The following is a 19,000-nucleotide window of genomic DNA, read 5'->3' as shown; positions in this document are numbered from 1 at the left end:
TGACGTCGGCCTCGCCCGCGCGCCGGGGGGCAGAGAGCGCCGGGACCCGGCCGGCCTGGGTGGTCTCCAGGTGCGCGGCGATCAGGCCCAGGGCCGAGACCTCCGCGCCCATGAGCTGCCCAAAGCCGTCCAGGGTGTCCACCCCGTAGAGCCGCTTCAGCCGCGCTTCCGAGGCCGAGGGTTCGGCCAACGCCTGCGCCATCGGCTGCACGAAGCCGCCAGCGCCCTTCAACGCCTCGGCGACGGCCGGGTCGGCGAACAGCCGGTCGGGGACCAGGATCTCCGACGGACCGAGCGCCGCCAGGGCGGAGGCGAGGCCGGCGACGCTCACCGCCAGGCACTCCACCTCGCCGGTGGAAAGCTCGACGCTGGCCACCGCCGCCTGCCCGGCGCGCACCGCCACGGCGGCCAGGCGGTTGGCGCCGCGGGCGTCCAGCAGGCCGTCCTCGGTGAGCGTGCCCGGCGTCACCACCCGCACCAGGTCGCGGCGGACCACCGACTTGGAGCCGCGCTTGCGGGCCTCCGCCGGGTCCTCCATCTGCTCGCACAGGGCGACCTTGAAGCCCGCGCGCACCAGCTTGGCCAGATAGGCCTCCGCCGCATGGGCTGGCACCCCGCACATGGGGATCGGCTGGCCCCCATGGACGCCCCGGGCGGTGAGCGTGATGCCCAGGGCGGCGGCGGCCTTCTGGGCGTCTTCGAAGAACAGTTCGTAGAAGTCGCCCATGCGGAAGAAGATCAGCGCGTCGGGCTGGCGCGCCTTGGCCTCGAAGAACTGCGCCATCACCGGCGAGGCGCCGGCGGCGGGGTCTGGCAGGGTCGGAGGCGCCGGCGCGTTCATGGGCCGCCGACGCTAGCCCATCGATCCGAGTCTCGCAGCCCCTTGAACGCGGTCTCCCCTAGATGTCCACCGCCTCGGGGGCCGCCGCGTAGGTCAGGGAGACGAACACGTCCTCCAGATCGGGATCCTCGGTGGAGATGTCCTTGATGTGCAGGCCCGCGGCGCGGATCGCGGCCAGCACCTGTTCGACGGTGGACTGGCCGGTGCGGTAGGTCACCGAGAAACCGCCGGACGGCAACAGCCGGGTCTCGAAGCCGGCCAGCGCCGGCGCCTCCGTCATCGGCTCCTCCGGGGTCACCAGCACCTGGCGGGTGTCCATCCGCCTCAGCAGGGTGGTGGTGGGTTCGCAGGCCACCACCTGGCCGCGGTTGATGATGGCGATCTGGTCGCAGAGCTCCTGGGCCTCCTCCAGGTAGTGGGTGGTGAGCACGATGGTCACCCCCTTGCGGTTCAGCTCCAGGACGTAGTTCCAGAGCTGCTTGCGCAGCTCCACGTCGACGCCGGCGGTGGGCTCGTCGAGGATCAGCACCGGCGGGTTGTGCACCATGGCCTTGGCCACCATCAGCCGGCGCTTCATGCCGCCGGAGAGCTGGCGGACATAGGCGCCCGCCTTGTCGCCGAGGCCCAGCGCATTAAGCAGTTCCATGGTGCGCCGTTCCTTGGCGGGCACCGCATACATGCCGGCCGCCACCTCCAGGGACTCTCTGGGCGTGAAGAACGGGTCGGCGGAAATTTCCTGCGGCACCACGCCGATGGCGGCGCGCGCATCGCGGGGCCGCTCGTCGATGTCGCGGTCCCAGATCTTCACCTGGCCGGAGGTCTTGCGGCACAGCCCCGCCAGGATGTTGATGAAAGTCGACTTGCCCGCGCCGTTGGGGCCCAGCAGCCCGAAGATCGAGCCCCGCGGGATGGCCAGGTCGATGCCGCGCAGCGCGTGCATCTGCGGCGTGGTCTTGGTGGCGGCGTAGGTCTTCACCAGGCCCTTGGCCTCGATCGCGTACTCGGGCAGTTGCATGCGCCATCCAGTCGATTGACGGCGAAAGCCGCCGTCGCATACCTAGGCGCACCCACGCGCAGCGCCAAGCGCACTCCAGAGGTTTCCCGTCATGGCCCGACCCCTCGACCCCAAGGCCGTCCGCCCCAAGGCTGTCCGCACCCAGGCGCGGCCCGAGCCCATGCCCGCCAAGCCGGCCCTGACGCCTGACCTGCCGGCCCCGGAAATCGTCGTGGTGCGCTCCGGCCGGGTGGCCTGCGACGGGGTCGGAGGCGCCCTGGGCCACCCGCGGGTCTACCTGGAGATGGGCGAGGCCACCTTCGTCGAATGCCCCTACTGCGACCGGCGCTTCGTCCTGCCCGCCGGCAGCGAGGGCCCCGAGGACGAGCGCCTCGCCCCCGGCGTCTACGAAGGTCCCCACGGGCACTAGGCGTTTAGCGCGTTTCGAACACCTTCTTCAGGAACAGGGTCTCGGCTTCCCGGAGCGCATCGGTGTTCTGCTTCTTGCGGAAGCCGTGGCCTTCGTCCCGGGCCATCATCCACCAGACCTCGCCGCCGTTGGCGCGGACCTTCTCGACGATCTGCTGGCCCTCGGTCCACGGCACACGCGGGTCGTTGAAGCCGGCGATGACGAACAGCGGCTTCTTCATCTGGGCGGTCTGGGCGATCGGGCTGTCCTTCTCCAGATAGGCGCGCATGGCGGGCAGCCGCTCGTCGCCGTACTCCGCCCGGCGTAGGTCGCGACGGTAGCCCTCGGTGTTGGCGAGGAACGTCAGCCAGTTGGAGATGCCGACGGTGTCCACCGCGCCGGCCAGCCGGTCGTTGTAGTCAGCGAAGGCGGCCAACGTCATGTAGCCGCCGTAGGAGCCGCCGGTGACCACCACGCGGCCGGCGTCCAGGTCAGGCTGGGTGGCGATCCAGTCCAGCAAGGCGCCGATATCGCGCACCGACTCGCGGCGCTTCATGCCGTTGTCGAGGCTGACGAAGGTCTTGCCGTAGCCCGTGGAGCCGCGGACGTTGGGCACGATCACCGCGGCCCCCAGCTCGTTCACATAGTACTGGTAGGTGGACGAGAAGGTCGGCCGCGACTGGCCTTCCGGCCCGCCGTGGATGGAGATGATCACCGGCGCCTTGCCCGCCGTCCTGGGCTTGTAGACCCAGGCCGGTATCTCGCGGCCATCGAAGGACTTGAAGCGCGCCAGGCTGGGCTCGACCATTGCGGCTGGGTCGAGGCCGCCCATCTCGCTGTACGTCCAGCGGGTGAGCGTGGCCGGCGCCAGGTCCCACACCCAGATGTCGGCGGGCGAGGTGGCGCTGTTGAGGCCGATGGCCAGGCGCCGGCCATCGGGTGAAAACTTCAGGCCCCCGGCCACCCCGACTGGCAGGCTCGGCTGCGGCAGCGCCCGGCGGGTGACCAGGTCGCGGACCACCACCTTGGAGCGCCCGTCCTCGTTGACCGCATAGGCCAGGGTGCGGCCGTCGTCGGAGAGGTCGAAGCGCTCGATTTCCCAGGCGCCGCCGTCCGCCACCGGGGTGATGCGCTTGCTGGCGATGTCGTAGCTCACCAGGCGCGCGACCTCCGAGCCCTCGTCGGACAACATCAGTATGGCGCGGCCGTCCGGGGTGAACTCGCCGCCGTCAAAGGCGATCTCGGCCTTCGAGGGGTGAATCTCGCTGACCTGGCCGGTGGCGAGGTTCATCAGGAAGCGCTTCGACGACTGCACGGAGAGGCGGCGGCCGAGCAGCAACTGAGTCCCGTCTGGCGAGAAGGCGATGGGCGAAAGCGCGCCGGTTCCTTCCAGGGCCACCTTGCGGGTGGCGGGATTGGCCACATCCATCAGCATGATGTCGTAGTCGCCGGAGCCTGGGGTCACCCGGCTCCAAGCCAGCCGCTGGCCGTCCTTGGAGAAGACGAAGCCGGCGTTGCGGGTATTCGGCTCCGTGAAGGCTACGTCGGGGCCGGTCAGGCCCGCCAGATAGCCCTGGAAATACTCCGCTCCGCCCACGTCGCGGGTGAACATGTAGCGCCCCGGTTGGCCGGGGACGCCCTGGGCGCCGGCCACCGGTTCGTCGAAGAAGGTGATCTGGGTGCGCTGGCCGCCGGGCGTCGTCACCCGGTGAACCTGGCCGGTCTGGCCGAACCGCGTGGAGACCAGCATGGAGCCGTCGGCCAGCCAGTCCATAAACCCGGCCGAGCGCGCATTCTGGTAGCGCCGCAGGGCCTCGCGGACGTCCGGCGGCGTCACCGGCACGTTCTCCATGACCAGCTGCCCCTGCTCGCGCTTGACCACCTGGGCGTTGGCGGGGACGGCGGACAGGGCGGCGAGGGCCACGAGAGCCGCGGCGAGCTTGTTCATGGGCATTCCCAGTCTGGCCGGCAGGTCAGACCCGCAGCGGCATCAGGATGTAGCGGACGTCGGCGTCGCCGGGGTCGAGGACCAGGGCCGGGTCGTTGGGGCCGCCGAAGCGCAACTCCGCCGTCTCTCCGGAGATCTGGTCGGTGATGTCCAGCAGGTAGCGGGCGTTGAATGACAGCTCGAAGGGCTCGCCGTCGTAGTCCAGCTCCAGCTCCTCCACCGCCTGGCCGGCTTCCATGTTGCGCACGGTGAGCACGCACTTGCCGGACTCGATGGCCATGCGCACGGAGCGGCTCTTTTCCGCCGAGATGGTGGCCACCCGGTCAACCGCCTGGGCGAACATCTTGGCGTCGACCATGACCACGCGGTTGTTGTCGCGCGGGATCACCCGGCCGTAGTCGGGGAAGTTGCCGTCGATGACCTTGGACGTCAGCGCCGCGCCGCCGAAGTCGAAGCGCACCTTCTGCGGACTGATCTGCAACTCGATCTGCTCGCCGGCGTCTTCCAGCAGGCGGCGGGCCTCGTTGATGGTCTTGCGCGGCACGATGACGCCTGGGGAGCCAGCGGCGCCCTCCGGCGCGGCCATCTCGGCCAGCGCCAGGCGGCTGCCGTCGGTGGCCACGGCGCGCAGCTTCTGCACCCCGTCCTCGACGACGGTGTGGAGGTAGAGCCCGTTGAGGTAGTAGCGGGTTTCTTCCGCCGAGATGGCGAAGCGGGTCTTGTCGATCAGCCGGATCAGGTCGCCCACGTCGACAGCCATGCGCCCCGAGAGCCCGTCGGAGCTCATCACCGGGAAGTCGCCAGCCGGCAGTACCGGCAGGTTGAACCGCGAACGGCCGGCCTGCACCGTCAGTCGCGGATCCTCCCCGGTGAAGCTGAGCGACACGTCGGCGCCCTCAGGCAGCTTGCGGACGATCTCATAGAGGGTGTGCGCCGGGGCGGTGATCTGACCCGGCTGATCCACCTGGGCGATGGCCTCGTCGATGATCTCCATGTCGAGATCGGTGGCCGAGAAGGACAGCCGGTCACGCTCCGCTGAGAGCAGCACGTTCGACAGGATGGGTATGGTGTTGCGGCGTTCCACCGCGTTCTGCACGTGGCCCAGCGCCTTCAGGAGCGCCGCGCGTTCGATGGTCAGCTTCATGTCGTGTCCCGGCTCGCCCAAGCGCTGCGGCGAATCATGACCGCGCACTCCCCGACTGGAGGGGACTTGCGACATTAGCGGAAACGCAGCCCCGGGGAAGGGGAGGGATGGCCGTTAAGCGCGGGTATCCACAGCCCCGCCGGAGCCGTCGCCGTCCGCCCCCCCGTAAGGGTTGGCGGTCCCGGGCGCGTCCGGCCCGCCGGCGTTGGCGCCGGGGGCCTTGGCGGCCACCACCACCATGGCCGGCCGGACCAGGCGGCCCAGCAGCTCGTAGCCCGGCTGGAACACCTGGATCACACAGCCGGGGGCCACGTCGGAGCCGGCCTGCTCCATCATCGCCTGGTGCAGGTGCGGGTCGAACTTGTCGCCCTTGGCCGGGTCGATACGCTTGAGCCCGTTGCGTTCGAAGGCGGCCTGAAGCTCCTTCTCGGTCATCTCCACGCCGACCACGAAGTTCTTCGCTGCCGTGTCGCCGGTGTCGACCGGCTGGGCTGCCAGCGCCCGGGCCAAGTTGTCGGCCACCGCCAGGAGGTCCTTGGCGAACTTCTGGATGGCGTAGGCGCGGGCGTCGTTGGCCTCACGCTCGGCCCGGCGGCGGGTGTTTTCGGCGTCGGCGGCGTAGCGGAGAACCTGCTCCTTCAGGCCGGCGGCCTCGGCGCGAGCGGCGGCCAGTTCGGCCGCATCATCGTCCATCGCCTCGGGCTCGTCGGCCGGGAAATTCTCGTCGGACATGTCTGAAACCTTACGACCCTTACGCGTTCATCACCTGGCCAAGCACGCGGGCGGTGTAGTCCACCAACGGAATGACCCGGGCATAGTTCAAACGGGCCGGACCGATCACGCCGATCGCGCCCAGCACCCGCTGCGAGCCCGTCATATAGGGCGCGGCGATCACAGCGGAACCCGAAAGCGAGAACAGCCGCGTTTCCGCGCCGATGAAAATGCGCACCCCCTGGCCGTCGCGGACCCCGTCCAGGAGCTGGATGAGCTGTTCTTTCTGCTCCAGGTCCTCGAACAACGAGCGCACCCGTTCCAGGTCGTCCACCGCCTGGCGGTCCTCCAGCAGGTTGGCCCGGCCCCGAACGATCAGGGCGCGGTCTTCCACCTCGCCCCCGCCCCAGGCCGCCAGCCCGCCTTCCACCAGCCGGGCGGCCGCCTCGTTGAGCTCGCGCTTGGCGCCGTCCAGTTCGGCGCGCAGGTCGGACTTGGCCTCCACCAGGGTGCGGCCGCGCAGGCGCGCGTTGAGGAAGTTCGACGCCTCCTGCAGGGCGGATGGGGTGACGCCGGCGGGCAGGCGGATCAGCCGGTTCTCCACCGTGCCGTCCTCGAAGACCATCACGGCGAGCGTCCGCTCGCCGCCCAGGGCCACGAACTCCACATGCTTGACGCCGGCGTCGCGGATCGGGGTGACCACCACGCCGGCGCCCCGGGCCAGGCCCGAAAGGATGGCGCTGGCCTCGTTCAGGGCGTCTTCGTAGTTGCGCCCGTGGGCGTGCAGCCGGGCCTCGATGGAGCGGCGCTCCTCCTCGGCCACGTCGCCCACTTCCAGCAGGCCGTCCACGAACAGGCGCAGCCCCGCGTGGGTCGGCAGCCGCCCGGCGCTCGCGTGCGGCGCGCCCAGCAGGCCAAGCTGCGTCAGGTCCTGCATGGTGTTGCGGATGGAGGCTGGCGACAGTGACAGGCCGCCCTTGGAAAGGGTCCGCGACCCCACCGGCTCGCCGGTTTCCAGGTAGCCCTCCACGATCCGGCGGAATATCTCCCGCGCCCGCGCGTCGAGCTCGGGCAGGGACGGGCCGCGGGTGAAGATCGGACTGCTCACGTCTCTGGGCGCATATGCTCTCGACCGCCCCATGGACGGGGCCTTCGCGATCTAGGATAAGCGCGGCCTCATTCGGCGCAAGACGCCCGAAGGCCACAGGAGCCCTGCCCCATGCGCCCATCCGAGCGGACCCCCGACGCGCTTCGCACCGTGACGCTGGAGACCGGCGTCAGCCGCTACGCCGAGGGCTCGTGCCTGGTGAGCTTCGGCCACACCAAGGTGCTGGTCACCGCCAGCCTGGAGGAAGGCGTCCCTGGCTTCCTGCGCGGCAAGGGTCAGGGCTGGGTTACGGCGGAGTACGGCATGCTGCCCCGCGCCACCCACACCCGGGGCCGCCGCGAGGCCGCCCAGGGCAAGCAGTCGGGCCGCACCCAGGAGATCCAGCGGTTGATCGGCCGCTCCCTGCGCGCGGTGGTGGACTTGAAGGCGCTGGGCGAGCGGCAGATCACCGTCGACTGCGACGTGGTCCAGGCCGACGGCGGCACCCGCACGGCCTCGGTCACCGGCGCCTGGGTGGCGCTCAGGCTGGCCACCCGCTACCTGCTGGACGAAGGCGTGATCGCCACCGACCCGATCCTGGACCAGGTGGCGGCGATCAGCTGCGGGGTGTTCGCCGACACCCCGGTGCTCGACCTGGACTACGAGGAGGATTCCAACGCCGAGGCGGACGCCAACTTCGTGCTGACCGGCTCCGGCGCCATCGTGGAAATCCAGGCCACCGGCGAAAAACGCGGCTTCAGCCAGGACGAGTTCGAGGCGCTGTTCTCGCTCGCCCGCAAGGGCATCGGCGACCTCTGCGTGATGCAGCGCGCGGCGGTGGGCGGCTAGGCTTCAGGCCTCGTTGTCTTCCGCCTCGGCCCCATCGGCGGATCCGGCTTCGTAGAGCAGCAGATCGCCGGGCTGGCAGTCGAGCTCGCGGCACAGGGCGGCGAGGGTGGAGAAGCGCACCGCCCTGGCCTTGCCGGTCTTCAGGATCGACAGGTTGGCGATGGTCACACCCACCCGGTCAGCCAGTTCGGTGAGCGACATGCGCCGCTCCAGCAGCACGCGGTCGAGATGGACCCGGATGGGCATGCGATCGCTTTCCCCGCCTAGACCCTTTGCGGTTCAAGTGGAATCACATGAACCGGATAAAAAGGCTCTATCTTCAAAAGTTTAGATCGTCAGCTCGGCTTCGCGGCGCAGGCGGGCGCCCTCACGGAACACCTCCGCGAGCACGAAGACCACGAGGACTGAAAACCAGCTGGTGAGGTTGAGGCTGGTGCGGTCGCGGTCGACCTCGGGCAGCAGCCAGGCGAACAGGCCCCAGACCACGTAGCGGCCAACTTCCAGGCCCGCCAGCATCAGGCCGATCAAGCGCAGCCGCTGCACATTGTCGGGATGGAACGGGTCGCCGGCGGTGAGCGTCACGAAGATCCGGCGCAGAGATCCGACGATGATCAGGATGCCGGTGAGGTAGAAGGCCGCGGCCGCCAAGCCGCCGGCGCGCATGGGCCAGCTGTCGCCGATTTGCCCGGCATTGATCACCACATTGGGCAGCAGGTCAGGATTGAAGCTGAACAGCACGGCGGCCAGGATCAGCAGGGCCACGGCAACGACGCCGATCCACAGGGCCACATAGACCACGTCCAGGATGATCTTCAGGACGCTCGAAACCGAGCCCGGACCCATCGCGCGCATCGCTATCCCCTGACGCCGAAACCCGCCGCAATCACCGGGACAGATCCCAGGATCGGAGCGGGTCGGACGAACCCACGAGGGGTCAGCCTAGAACGTCGTGTTGGCGGCGGCGATGGCCAGCACGGGGATGCAGCCCAGGATCACCACGAAGGCCATGCTGGCGCGGTCGAGGAATTTCATGGCGGAAGCGGTCATATTGAAGTCTCCATCTCTGTTTGCTGCGGTGCAGCGTTTGGTGGGGCGGCGACCCGTCCCGATGCCGACAGTCAATACGGACACATTGTTTTTCGATCAAATGAATATCGAGTAACGATATTAAACTTTCGCAATGCAACCGGCCGGTCCGGCGCTATTGTCCGCCCGCCCCCGGAGTGACGCCCATGCCCCTGACCCTCGACGCCGGACAGAAGCTGGTGGTGGCCACCCACAATCCGGGCAAGGCCCGCGAGCTGGCCGAAATCCTGGAAAACCGCTTCGTCCTGGTGACCGCGGGCGAGCTTGGGCTGCCGGAGCCCGAGGAGACCGAGGGCACCTTCACCGGCAACGCGCTGCTGAAGGCCCGCGCCGCGGCCCAGGCCAGCGGCCTGGTGGCCCTGGCCGACGACAGCGGCCTGTCGGTGGCGGCTCTGGACGGGGCGCCGGGCATCTACTCCGCCCGCTGGGCCGGCCCCGGAAAGGACTTCGCCGTCGCCATGAAGAAGGTCGAGGAGCGGCTGGAGGAGGCTGGCGGCGCCGACGTCTCCGCCTGGTTCACCTGCGCGCTCGCCGTCGCCTGGCCGGACGGTCCCGCCGTGGTGGTCGAGGGCCGGGTGGACGGCGCCCTGACCTTTCCCCCGCGCGGCGACCGGGGGTTCGGCTACGACCCGATTTTCCTGCCCGAAGGGCTCGCCCAGACCTTCGGCGAGATGGCGCCCCTGCAGAAAGACGGCATGAGCCACCGGGCCCGGGCCTTCGCCAGACTCCAGGCCGCGCTCTGGTGACGGCGCCCCCGCCGCTGGGGGTCTATGTCCACTGGCCCTACTGCGCGCGCATCTGCCCCTATTGCGACTTCAACGTCTTCCGCGACCGTGGCCGGGCAGGTGAGCAGCAGGCCCTGGCCCAGGCCATCGTCGCCGACCTGCGCGCCCAGGCCGCGCTTACCGGACCGCGCACCTTGACCTCAGTGTTCCTGGGCGGCGGCACACCCTCCCTGATGGATCCGGCCTGGGCCGCCGAGATCATCGCCGAAGCCAGGCGCCTGTGGGCGCCGGGCCCCGACCTGGAAGTGACCCTGGAAGCCAATCCCACCGACGCCGAGGCCGACCAGGTCGCGGGCTTCGCCGACGCCGGCGTCGACCGGTTGTCCCTGGGCCTGCAATCCCTGGACGACCTGGCGCTCACCTTTCTTGGCCGCAACCACGACGCCGCCCAGGCGATTCGGGCGGCCCAGGCCGCGGCGCGGGCCTTCCGCCGCATCTCCATCGACCTGATCTACGCCCTGCCGGGCCAGACCCCGCAGGCCTGGGCCGATGAACTTGCCCGCGGCGTCGACCTGGGCGCGGAGCACATCTCGCCCTACCAGCTGACCATCGAGCCCGGCGCCGCCTTCGGACGCGCCGTGCGCCGCGGCGTCTTCACACCCCCCGACGCCGACGCCGCAGCGGAACTCTTCGACGTGACGCAAGCTGTGCTGCAGGCCCGCGGCTTCACCGCCTATGAGGTCTCCAACCACGCCCGCGGCGAGGCGGCGCAGAGTCGGCACAATCTCGTCTACTGGCGCGGCCACGACTATGTGGGCGCAGGCCCCGGCGCCCACGGCCGGCTGACCCTCGCGGGCGGCCGCACCGCCACCCACACCGCCCCGCGCCCCACCGACTACATCGCCTGCGTCGCCGAGACCGGCCTGGGCTTCGCCACGACGGAGACCCTGGACGCCACCGCGGTCGCGGAGGAGCGCCTGCTGAGCGGCCTGCGGATCACCGACGGCGTCGCCCACGCCGAGGTCGCCGCCCTGGCCATTGATCCCGACAAGATCGCCCACCTCACAGCCCTGGGCCTTCTCGCTGACGATCCGCAGCGCCTGCGCGCCACCGCGGCCGGGCGCCTGGTTCTCGACCGCCTCACCGCCGAGCTGGCGACCTGAGCGCTTGCCTTTGACCCCCTGACCGGCGAACCCTCCGGCCATGGCCCGACCCTTCATCCTGCCCGTCCTCGACGACGCGCCGCTGGCGCCGGGGCTCTATGTGGTGGCGACCCCGATCGGCAACCTGCGCGACATCACCCTGCGCGCCCTGGACGTGCTGGCCGGGGCGGACGTGGTGCTGGCAGAGGACACCCGGGTCACCGGCAAGCTGCTGTCGCTCTATGGTCTCTCCGCCAAGCTGGAACGCTATGACGAGCACGGCGCCGAGCGCGCCCGCCCGCGCATCCTGGCGGCGTTGGCGGACGGAAAGCGCGTGGCCCTGGTCTCCGACGCCGGCACGCCCCTGGTCTCCGATCCCGGCTACCGGCTGGTGCGTGAGGCCGCCCAGGGGGGCCACGCGGTGTTCGCCATCCCCGGCGCCTCGGCCCTGCTGGCCGGCCTGTCGGTGGCCGGCCTGCCCAGCGATCGCTTCCTGTTCGCAGGGTTTCCCCCGCCCAAGAGCGCCGGGCGCAGGACCTTCCTGGAAGAGCTGGCCGGGGTGCGGGCGACGCTGATCTTCTTCGAGGGCGGCTCGCGCCTGGCCGCCAGCCTGGCCGACATGGCCGCCGTGCTGGGCGACCGCGAGGCGGTGGTCTGCCGAGAGCTCACCAAACTCTACGAGACCGTGGTCCGCGGCCCCCTGTCGGAGTTGGCCGCCGACCCGCAGTTCACCGCCCCGCGCGGCGAGCTGGTGATCCTGGTGGCGCCCGGCCGGGAGACCGAAGCCAGCGCCGCCGACATCGACACCGCGCTCGCCGACGCGCTCACCCGGCTGCGCCCCGCCGAGGCCGCCGGCGAGGTGGCCAAGGCGCTGGGCCTGCCGCGCCGCGACCTCTACCGGCGGGCCATGGAGCTGAAGCGGTGAACGTCAGGTCGGCCAGGGGCGCGGCCGCCAGGCTGGCCGGGCGCAAGGGCGAGATCTGGGCGGCGATCTGGCTGATGGCCAGGGGCTACCGCATCCTGGGTTTTCGCCTGAAGACCCCGCAGGCGGAGATCGACCTGCTGGCCAAGCGGGGACCTATCCTGGCCGTGGTCGAGGTGAAACGCCGCGCCAGCCTGGGGGCGGCGCTGGAGGCGGTGGGCCACGACCAGCGCCAGCGCCTGCGCCGGGCCGGGGTCACCCTCGCCGCCCGCCGGCCCAGCCTTGCGGGTGCGTCGGTTCGCCTCGACCTGATGGCCCTCGCCCCCGGTAAGCTTCCTCGGCATATTCCCGATGCCTGGAAGGGCGAATGATCCACGGGACCGCATCAGCGACACCATGAACCGCGAGGACGCCGAGACGCTGCTGCTCGCCGCCGGGAGCGCCGCCGACGGCGACTTCCCGCTGCTGGACGCCGCCATCGCCTGCGCCATCCACGAGGACCCCAGCCGCGATCCGCAGGCCGCCCGCGACCTGGGTGCGGTGGGTGTCGAGCGGCTGTCCCACCGGCTGAAGGGCGAGAGCGCGGAGGAGGCGCTGGCCGAGGCCATGGCCGGGGACCTGCGGCTCGGCGGCGACCTGCTGAGCTACGAGGATCCCTGCAACGCCGACATCCTGGCAGTCACCGAACGGCGCAAGGGCCTGGCCGTGGCGCTGGGCATCTTCTACCTGCACGCCGCCCGAAAATGCGGCCTGACCGTCCAGGGCGTCGACTTCCCTGGCCACTTCCTGCTGCGCATCGAGACCGACGAGGGGCCCCTGGCGCTGGACCCGTTCTCGGAGGGCCGCGTGGTGCTGCCGTCAGAGCTGACCCGCCGCGCCCTGCATGCGGGCCTGACCCCCAACGTCGCCGACCGGCTGGACCGGCTGATGGCCCCGGTCAGCGACCGGGCCGTGCTGGTCCGCCTGCAGAACACCATCTACGCCCGCGCCAGCAACGGCCGCGACTATGCCCGCGCCGAGCGCGCCGCGCTCCGCCGCGCCCTGCTGGACCCCAGCGACCACCGCCCCTGGCTGGACGTGGCCGCCGCCCGCGAGGGCCAGGGCGCCCTGGCCGGCGCGCTCGAAGCGCTGGCACGCGCCACCACCCTCGACGGCGGCGCGGCGCTCAGCGCCCGGGCGGCGCGCGAGCGGGTGCGCCTGCGGCTCAACTAGCCGAACAGCGAGCCCTGGGCCGCCGGCGCGCCCTCCCGGCCGGCGGCTCCTTCGACGCCCGGCGCCGCTTCCTTGACCTGGCCCGCCCTCGAGCGCATAAGCGCGCCCTTCCGGCGCCAACCTCGGTTAAGCGCCCTCCCCCGCCACGGCCCCCATCTGCGGATGGGACGAGGGCGGCGAGGCCCCCCGTCGACGCAATCGTCCACGGGGGTTGACTGCGTTTGGGCCCGAGCTGTCGCGCCGCGACAGCTCAAAGGACTTTAGGTGCGCATTTCGCATTCGCGAAATGCTGAGGGTGTTCGTTGTTTGACGCGCTGACAGATCGGCTGACCGGGGTTTTCGACCGCCTGAGCGGTCGCGGCGTGCTGTCCGAGAAGGACATCGACGAGGCCATGCGCGAGGTGCGCGTCGCCCTGCTCGAAGCCGACGTCGCCCTGCCGGTGGTGCGCGAGTTCATCGCCAACGCCAAGGAACGCGCCGCCGGGGCCGACGTGATCCGATCGGTCCGCCCCGCCGACCAGGTGGTGAAGATCACCTATGACGGCCTGGTGGAGATGCTGGGCGGCGACGTCGAGCCCGCCGGCCTGAACCTGTCGCTGAACCCGCCGACGGTCATCCTGATGGCCGGCCTGCAGGGCTCCGGCAAGACCACCACCGCCGGCAAGCTCGCGCTTCGCCTGGTCCGCGAGCGCAAGAAGGTGTTGCTGGCCTCCCTGGACACCCGCCGCCCCGCCGCCATGGAGCAGCTGGCGGTGCTGGCCCAGCAGGCCGGCGCGGAGAGCCTGCCCATCGTCGCCGGCCAGGCGGCCCCCGACATCGCGCGGCGGGCGCTGTCGTCCGCCAAGCTGCAGGGCTACGACGTCCTGATCCTCGACACCGCCGGCCGCACCACCCTGGACGAGGCGATGATGAGCGAGGCGGCCGAGATCGCCCGCATCGCCAGTCCGTCCGAGACCCTGCTGGTGGCCGACAGCCTCACCGGCCAGGACGCGGTGCGCACTGCCAAGGCCTTTCACGAACGCCTGCCGCTCACCGGCCTGGTGCTGACCAGGGCCGACGGCGACGGCCGCGGCGGCGCGGCGCTCTCCATGCGCGCGGTCACCGGCCTGCCGATCAAGTTCCTCGGTGTTTCGGAGAAGATCGACGGTCTCGACAGCTTCGACGCGCGCCGGGTCGCCGGCCGCATCCTGGGCCAGGGCGACGTGGTGGCCCTGGTCGAGCGCGCCGTGCAGGACATCGACACCGTGCGCGCCGAGGCCATGGCCAAACGCCTGGCCAAGGGCCAGTTCGACCTCGACATGATGGCCGACCAGCTTTCCCAGATGAAGAAGATGGGCGGCGTGGAAGGCCTGATGGGCCTGATGCCGGGGGTCCAGAAGATCAAGAAGCAGATCGCCGAGGCCAACATCTCGGAGAAGATGTTCGACCGCCAGGCGGCGATTATCTCGTCCATGACCAAGGCCGAGCGCAGGAAGCCCGACCTGTTGCAGGCCTCGCGCAAGCGGCGCATCGCCAAGGGCGCCGGGGTGGATGTCTCCGAGATCAACCGGCTGCTGAAACAGCACCGGCAGATGGCCGACGCCTTCAAGTCCATGAGCAAGGACGGCGGCAAGGGCTTCGCCCGGATGGCCGGCATGATGGGCGGCGGCGGCGCCGGCGGCATGGACCGGCTCAAGGCGTTGGGCGGCGGCAAACTGCCCAGCTCCGACCAGCTGGGCGACCTCACCGGCAAGCTCCCGGGCCTCGGCGGCCCGGCGGGGGCGCCATCCCTTCCCGGCCTGGGCGGCGGCCTGCCGTCCGGCTTCAATCCTTTCAAGAAATCCTAGATCAAAGACAAGGACTTAAGACAAATGCTGAAGATCCGTCTCGCCCGTGGCGGCGCCAAGAAGCGCCCCTACTACTCCATCGTCGTCGCCGACAGCCACTCGCCCCGCGACGGCCGTTTCATCGAGAAGGTGGGGTCCTACAATCCCCTGCTGAAGAAGGACGACCCGACCCGCGTTGTCCTCAAGGTCGAGCGCATCCAGGAGTGGATGAGCAAGGGCGCCCAGCCCACCGACCGCGTGGCCCGCGAGCTCTCCCTGCTGGGGATCGGCAAATGGGAACACGGCGCCAACCCCAACAAGGGTAAGCCCGGCGCCAAGGCCATCGAACGCGCGGGCGAGCGCACCCAGCGCGCCGCCGATCGCGCCGCGGCGGAGGAAGAAGCCCGCAACGCCCCGCCGCCGGTGGTGGAAGAGCCCGTCGCCGAGGAGGCCCCCGCCGCCGAAGCCGCGCCTGAGGAGGCCGCCCCGGCCGCCGAGGCGCCCGCCACCGAGGAAGCCGCCGCTGAAGCGGCTCCGACCGAGGAACCCGCCGCCGAGGAGCCCGTCGCCGAAGCTGCCCCTGCGGAGGACGTCGCGGCCGAAGAGCCCGTGGCCGAAGCCGCTGCGGCTGAAGAGCCCGCGGCCGAAGCCGAGCCCGCCGCCGAGGAAACCACTGCCGAAGAGCCGGCCGCTGAAGCCGGCGCCGGCGAAGACAAGGCCTGATCGCGACGCGAGCCGGCGATGACCCTCCTCCTGGTGGCGCGCGTCGCCGGCGCGTTCGGCGTGCGCGGTGAAGTCCGGCTGACGGCCTTTACCGCTGACCCTTCGTCGCTGCTGGACTACAAGACCCTGACGCGTGAGGACGGCTCGCCCGGCCTCACGCTCACGGCCGGCCGGCCCACCAAGGGCGGCGTGGTCGTTCGCGTGGCGGAAGTCGCCACCCGAGAACAGGCCGAAGCCCTGCGGGGCCTGCGGCTCTATATTTCCCGCGACGTGCTGCCGCCACCTGAGGACGAGGACGAGATCTATGTGGCCGACCTGATCGGTCTGGCCGTGACCACCGCTGACGGCGAGGCCCTGGGCCTGGTGAAGTCGGTGCACGATTTCGGCGCCGGCGACCTCCTGGAGATCCAGCCCGCCCAAGGCGCCAGCTGGTGGCTGCCCTTCACCAGGGAAGCCGTCCCCGAACTGCGGCTGGCCGAGAGGGTGATCATCGCCGTCCCGCCGGAGGAGACGGAATAGCCCGCGCCTAGGCTTTCGGCTTGCGCATCCGCATCAGGCCTTCCTGCGCCACCGAGGCGACCAGGGCCCCATCGGCGGCGTAGATCGAGCCGCGAATGAAACCGCGGCCGCTCGAGGCGCTGGGGCTGTCCTGCACGTAGAGGTGCCACTGGTTGAAATCTGCAGGCCTGTGGAACCACATGGCGTGGTCGAGGCTCGCCGACTGGAAGCCCGGCGTCTGCCAGTTCACCCCATGCGGCCGGATGGCGGTGCCCAGCAGGCTCATGTCCGAGGCGTAGGCCATGATCACCTGGTGCATGTGCGGGTCCGGCCCGATCGGCGCCTTGGCGCGGAACCACATGCGCTGCACCGGCTCGCGCGGCTTCGGGTTGGGTCCGTCGTTGCGGCCATCGAGATTGCGGACTTCGATGGGGCGCGGGCGCGACAGCCAGGCCCTGGCCTCGGGCGGCGCGTTCTCCATGGCCTTGGCCTGCAAATCAAACTCGTCGGGGGTGTCCTCCCAGCCTGGCGTGACCGGCATCTCGGCCTGGTGCTCATAGCCCTCCTCCACGGCCATGAAGGAAGCCGCCAGGTTGAAGATTTGCTGGCCGTGCTGGACGGCGATCACGCGCCGGGTGGTGAAGCTGCCGCCGTCGCGGGACCGGTCGACCTCGAACACGATCGGAACGCTGGGGTCGCCCGGGCGGATGAAATAGCAGTGCAGGGAGTGGCAGACCCGGTCGTCCACGGTCTCGTAGGCCGCCAGCAGCGACTGGGCGATCACCTGGCCGCCAAAGATCCGGCCCGGCGAGTTGTCCGGTGTGCCGCCGCGGAACAGGTTCACCTCGATGCGCTCGAGCTTGAGCGTGTCGGTCAGGTTCTCGGCGGTCATCGGCCCTGTCTCGCACTTGCGAAGTCGCCCCGCTTACGCGCCGTCATGCCCGGCGGCAAGGGGTCAGCCTCAGTAGTACTCGGCCAGGCTGAGCAGCCGGCGAGAGCCGTCAGCCAGGGTCAGCGCCACCACCTGCCCAGGCGGGCCGAAGGTCCAGCGGGAGAGCGCGCTGGCCGGATAGCCGGGATCGATGGCCTGGCCGTCGATGGACCTGATCAGCTCGCCCACCTTCCATCCCGCCGCCTGCGCCGGGCTGCCCAGGGCGACATGGGTGACCCGCAGGTAGCGGCCCTGCTGCGGCGTCACGGCCAGGCCCGCGCGGTTCTTGCGGAACGCCTGCGTCGCGGCGTCCGCATCTGGCCGCAGCCACATGCGGTCGCCAGCGAAGTCGATGGTCAGGTGGTAGCGGCGCAGGATCGCCAGGCCGACATTGGCCTGCGCGTGGCTGGCCAGGCCCTGGACGGCCGCCGTCGGCACCCCGTTCAGCACCACCCCGGCCACCTCCACCCGGTCGAGGCTGGTCACCGCGCTCTCGCGGGCGCCATCGGCGCCCACGGCCAGCTGGGTGGAAACCCGGCCGGCCAGCAGGCCGCGCCCCTGGGCGAAGTCGCGGTCCACCAACAGGCCGCCGGCGTTGCCCAGGTCGAACACCGCCTCAACGGGCGCGCCGGCGATGGCGATCACGAAGCTGCGCAGGTCGCCGGAGCGGACCAGCCCGAGCGGCGCGCCGGGCGGCGGCCGGAACCCGCGGTTCGGCTGGAAGGCGATGGTGCGCTGGGCGAAGTCCACCTCCACCACGGCCTCGTCGAACACTTCGCGGCCGAGGATCACCTGCACCGGCCGCTGCACCACGCGGGAAACGGCGGAAAGGTCCATCACCGCCACCGGGCGATCGTTCAATTGCAGGTGGGCGACATCCAGATCCGCGTGCGCCAGCCGCACCCCGCCGATGGGGTCGGCCACGCCCCGCGCCCGCACCCGGCCCTTGAGCTTCAGGCCGAGCTTCCGGGCGAAGGCCGTGTCGATCACCGTGGCGCTGGCGCCGGAATCCAACCAGGCCTCGGCGGGTCTCCCGTTGACGGTGATCGGGAACAGGATCTGGCGGTCCTGGACGAAATCAAAGGCGATCGCGGCATTGACGGGCGCCGTCGTCGCCCCTGCAGCCTGAGACCAGGCGGCGGTGGAAGCGCCAGCCAGTGCCCAGGCGAGCGCCAGGGCCGGGAACACGCGAAGCTTCACCGGAATCCACACGGCCGATGGTTTCGCCGGGCGCGGGCCGGCGCGCCAGAGAAATCCTCCATCGCCCGGCGGGCTTGACGTCGCGCCCGGCGGCGGCCCTTTGAAGCGCCATGCCGTTTGACGCCACCGTGCTGACCATGTTCCCCGAGGCATTCCCCGGCCCGCTAGGCGTTTCGCTGGTCGGCACAGCCTGGCGCGAGCAGGGGCTTTGGACACTGGAAACGGTGGACATTCGGGGGTTTTCCACAGATAAGCGCGGCTTCCTCGACGACACCCCCGCGGGTGGCGGCCCGGGACAGGTGATGCGAGCGGACGTCATCGCGGCTGCGCTGGACAGCGTGGAACTGCGGGGGCGGCCGCTTTTGTACATGAGCGCGCGGGGTCGGCCCCTGACCCAGGCGCGAGTGCGTGAGTGGGCGCAAGGGCCTGGCCTGATCGTCCTGTGCGGTCGGTTCGAGGGGGTGGATCAGCGGGTCATCGAGGCCCGCGGGTTCGAGGAGATCGCCGTCGGCGATGCGGTGCTCGCCGGTGGCGAGGCGGCGTCCATGGTGGCGATCGAGGCGTGCGTGCGGCTGCTCCCGGGGGTGCTCGGGCAGGCTGAGAGCTTGAGTGAAGAAAGCTTCGAGGACGGGCTCCTTGAAGGTCCGCAATATACGCGACCGCGGACGTTCGAAGGCCTGGATATCCCCGAGGTGCTGCTGAGCGGCCATCACGCCCTGGTGCGAAAATGGCGAGCTGAGCAGCGTGAAGAGACGACGCGGAAGCAGCGGCCG

General features: G+C 70.7%; 19 protein-coding genes and 2 pseudogenes. 11 read left to right on the top strand and 10 right to left on the bottom strand.

Features of this window, described 5'->3' with window-relative positions; genetic code table 11:
* Positions 1–841 (bottom strand): annotated as a pseudogene (locus ACLL81_RS07760) (DNA mismatch repair protein MutS); the annotation flags it as partial.
* A gap of 58 nt (positions 842–899) precedes the next feature.
* The gene (locus ACLL81_RS07755) at positions 900–1,856 is read right to left on the bottom strand and encodes an ABC transporter ATP-binding protein (protein ID WP_411287773.1); all 957 of its coding nucleotides are present in this window, start codon (positions 1,854–1,856) and stop codon (positions 900–902) included.
* A gap of 160 nt (positions 1,857–2,016) precedes the next feature.
* On the opposite strand from ACLL81_RS07755, the gene ACLL81_RS07750 reads away from it, so the two are divergent.
* Positions 2,017–2,265: a zinc-finger domain-containing protein gene (locus ACLL81_RS07750; RefSeq protein ID WP_411287774.1), complete on the top strand. Its 249-nt coding sequence runs from the start codon at positions 2,017–2,019 to the stop codon at positions 2,263–2,265.
* A 4-nt stretch (positions 2,266–2,269) separates the two neighbouring features.
* Here the strand turns inward: ACLL81_RS07750 and ACLL81_RS07745 are convergent, their stop codons facing one another.
* The 4 genes from ACLL81_RS07745 to hrcA all read right to left on the bottom strand — a co-directional run bounded on the left by ACLL81_RS07745 (position 2,270) and on the right by hrcA (position 7,188).
* Positions 2,270–4,192, bottom strand: a complete 1,923-nt coding sequence (locus ACLL81_RS07745) for an alpha/beta fold hydrolase (RefSeq protein WP_411287772.1) — start codon at positions 4,190–4,192, stop codon at positions 2,270–2,272.
* Positions 4,193–4,217: 25 nt separating this feature from the next.
* Positions 4,218–5,336: a DNA polymerase III subunit beta gene (dnaN, locus tag ACLL81_RS07740; RefSeq protein WP_411287771.1), complete on the bottom strand. Its 1,119-nt coding sequence runs from the start codon at positions 5,334–5,336 to the stop codon at positions 4,218–4,220.
* Between the two features lie 114 nt (positions 5,337–5,450).
* Positions 5,451–6,068, bottom strand: a complete 618-nt coding sequence (gene grpE / locus ACLL81_RS07735) for a nucleotide exchange factor GrpE (RefSeq protein WP_411287770.1) — start codon at positions 6,066–6,068, stop codon at positions 5,451–5,453.
* A 19-nt stretch (positions 6,069–6,087) separates the two neighbouring features.
* On the bottom strand, positions 6,088–7,188 hold the full coding sequence (hrcA, locus tag ACLL81_RS07730) for a heat-inducible transcriptional repressor HrcA (RefSeq protein WP_411287769.1): 1,101 nt from the start codon (positions 7,186–7,188) through the stop codon (positions 6,088–6,090).
* Between the two features lie 78 nt (positions 7,189–7,266).
* On the opposite strand from hrcA, the gene rph reads away from it, so the two are divergent.
* Positions 7,267–7,983 carry a ribonuclease PH gene (rph, locus tag ACLL81_RS07725; protein WP_411287768.1) on the top strand — a complete coding sequence of 239 codons (717 nt, stop codon included), beginning with the start codon at positions 7,267–7,269 and terminating at the stop codon, positions 7,981–7,983.
* Positions 7,984–7,986: 3 nt separating this feature from the next.
* On the opposite strand, the gene ACLL81_RS07720 is transcribed toward rph, so the two are convergent.
* Positions 7,987–8,229, bottom strand: a complete 243-nt coding sequence (locus tag ACLL81_RS07720; protein ID WP_411287767.1) for a helix-turn-helix domain-containing protein — start codon at positions 8,227–8,229, stop codon at positions 7,987–7,989.
* A gap of 81 nt (positions 8,230–8,310) precedes the next feature.
* Positions 8,311–8,835, bottom strand: coding sequence for a DUF2975 domain-containing protein (locus ACLL81_RS07715; RefSeq protein WP_411287766.1), 525 nt, complete (start codon positions 8,833–8,835; stop codon positions 8,311–8,313).
* A gap of 380 nt (positions 8,836–9,215) precedes the next feature.
* Between ACLL81_RS07715 and rdgB the strand changes: the two genes are divergently transcribed.
* From rdgB to rimM, 8 genes and pseudogenes are all read left to right on the top strand, one after another.
* Positions 9,216–9,815: an RdgB/HAM1 family non-canonical purine NTP pyrophosphatase gene (gene rdgB / locus ACLL81_RS07710; protein WP_411287765.1), complete on the top strand. Its 600-nt coding sequence runs from the start codon at positions 9,216–9,218 to the stop codon at positions 9,813–9,815.
* Entirely contained in the window at positions 9,812–10,957 is a 1,146-nt protein-coding gene (hemW, locus tag ACLL81_RS07705) for a radical SAM family heme chaperone HemW (protein WP_411287764.1), read from the top strand. Before rdgB ends, hemW begins: the two co-directional genes overlap by 4 nt.
* 40 nt (positions 10,958–10,997) lie before the next feature.
* Entirely contained in the window at positions 10,998–11,861 is an 864-nt protein-coding gene (rsmI, locus tag ACLL81_RS07700) for a 16S rRNA (cytidine(1402)-2'-O)-methyltransferase (RefSeq protein ID WP_411287763.1), read from the top strand.
* Positions 11,858–12,229, top strand: a complete 372-nt coding sequence (locus tag ACLL81_RS07695) for a YraN family protein (protein WP_411287762.1) — start codon at positions 11,858–11,860, stop codon at positions 12,227–12,229. The genes rsmI and ACLL81_RS07695 overlap by 4 nt, the downstream gene beginning before the upstream one ends.
* 25 nt (positions 12,230–12,254) lie before the next feature.
* A complete protein-coding gene (locus tag ACLL81_RS07690; protein ID WP_411287761.1) occupies positions 12,255–13,070 on the top strand; it encodes a transglutaminase family protein in 816 nt (271 codons plus the stop codon).
* 302 nt (positions 13,071–13,372) lie between these two features.
* Positions 13,373–14,896: a signal recognition particle protein gene (ffh, locus tag ACLL81_RS07685; protein WP_411287760.1), complete on the top strand. Its 1,524-nt coding sequence runs from the start codon at positions 13,373–13,375 to the stop codon at positions 14,894–14,896.
* A gap of 24 nt (positions 14,897–14,920) precedes the next feature.
* A pseudogene (rpsP, locus tag ACLL81_RS07680) lies at positions 14,921–15,460 on the top strand (30S ribosomal protein S16); the annotation flags it as partial.
* 156 nt (positions 15,461–15,616) lie between these two features.
* Entirely contained in the window at positions 15,617–16,117 is a 501-nt protein-coding gene (rimM, locus tag ACLL81_RS07675; RefSeq protein WP_411287759.1) for a ribosome maturation factor RimM, read from the top strand.
* Positions 16,118–16,124: 7 nt separating this feature from the next.
* Here rimM and ACLL81_RS07670 read toward each other — a convergent pair whose 3' ends face one another.
* The gene (locus ACLL81_RS07670) at positions 16,125–16,988 is read right to left on the bottom strand and encodes an acyl-CoA thioesterase (protein ID WP_411287758.1); all 864 of its coding nucleotides are present in this window, start codon (positions 16,986–16,988) and stop codon (positions 16,125–16,127) included.
* 69 nt (positions 16,989–17,057) lie between these two features.
* Positions 17,058–18,239 (bottom strand): aspartyl protease family protein, encoded by a 1,182-nt coding sequence (locus tag ACLL81_RS07665; RefSeq protein ID WP_411287757.1) that lies wholly within the window; start codon positions 18,237–18,239, stop codon positions 17,058–17,060.
* A gap of 98 nt (positions 18,240–18,337) precedes the next feature.
* On the opposite strand from ACLL81_RS07665, the gene trmD reads away from it, so the two are divergent.
* Positions 18,338–19,000: tRNA (guanosine(37)-N1)-methyltransferase TrmD (gene trmD, locus ACLL81_RS07660; RefSeq protein WP_411287756.1), on the top strand; the 663-nt coding region annotated here is incomplete at its 3' end.

This window comes from Phenylobacterium sp. (assembly GCF_046590535.1).
Taxonomy (GTDB): domain Bacteria; phylum Pseudomonadota; class Alphaproteobacteria; order Caulobacterales; family Caulobacteraceae; genus Phenylobacterium.
This window is presented reverse-complemented; position numbering and strand designations above follow the sequence as displayed.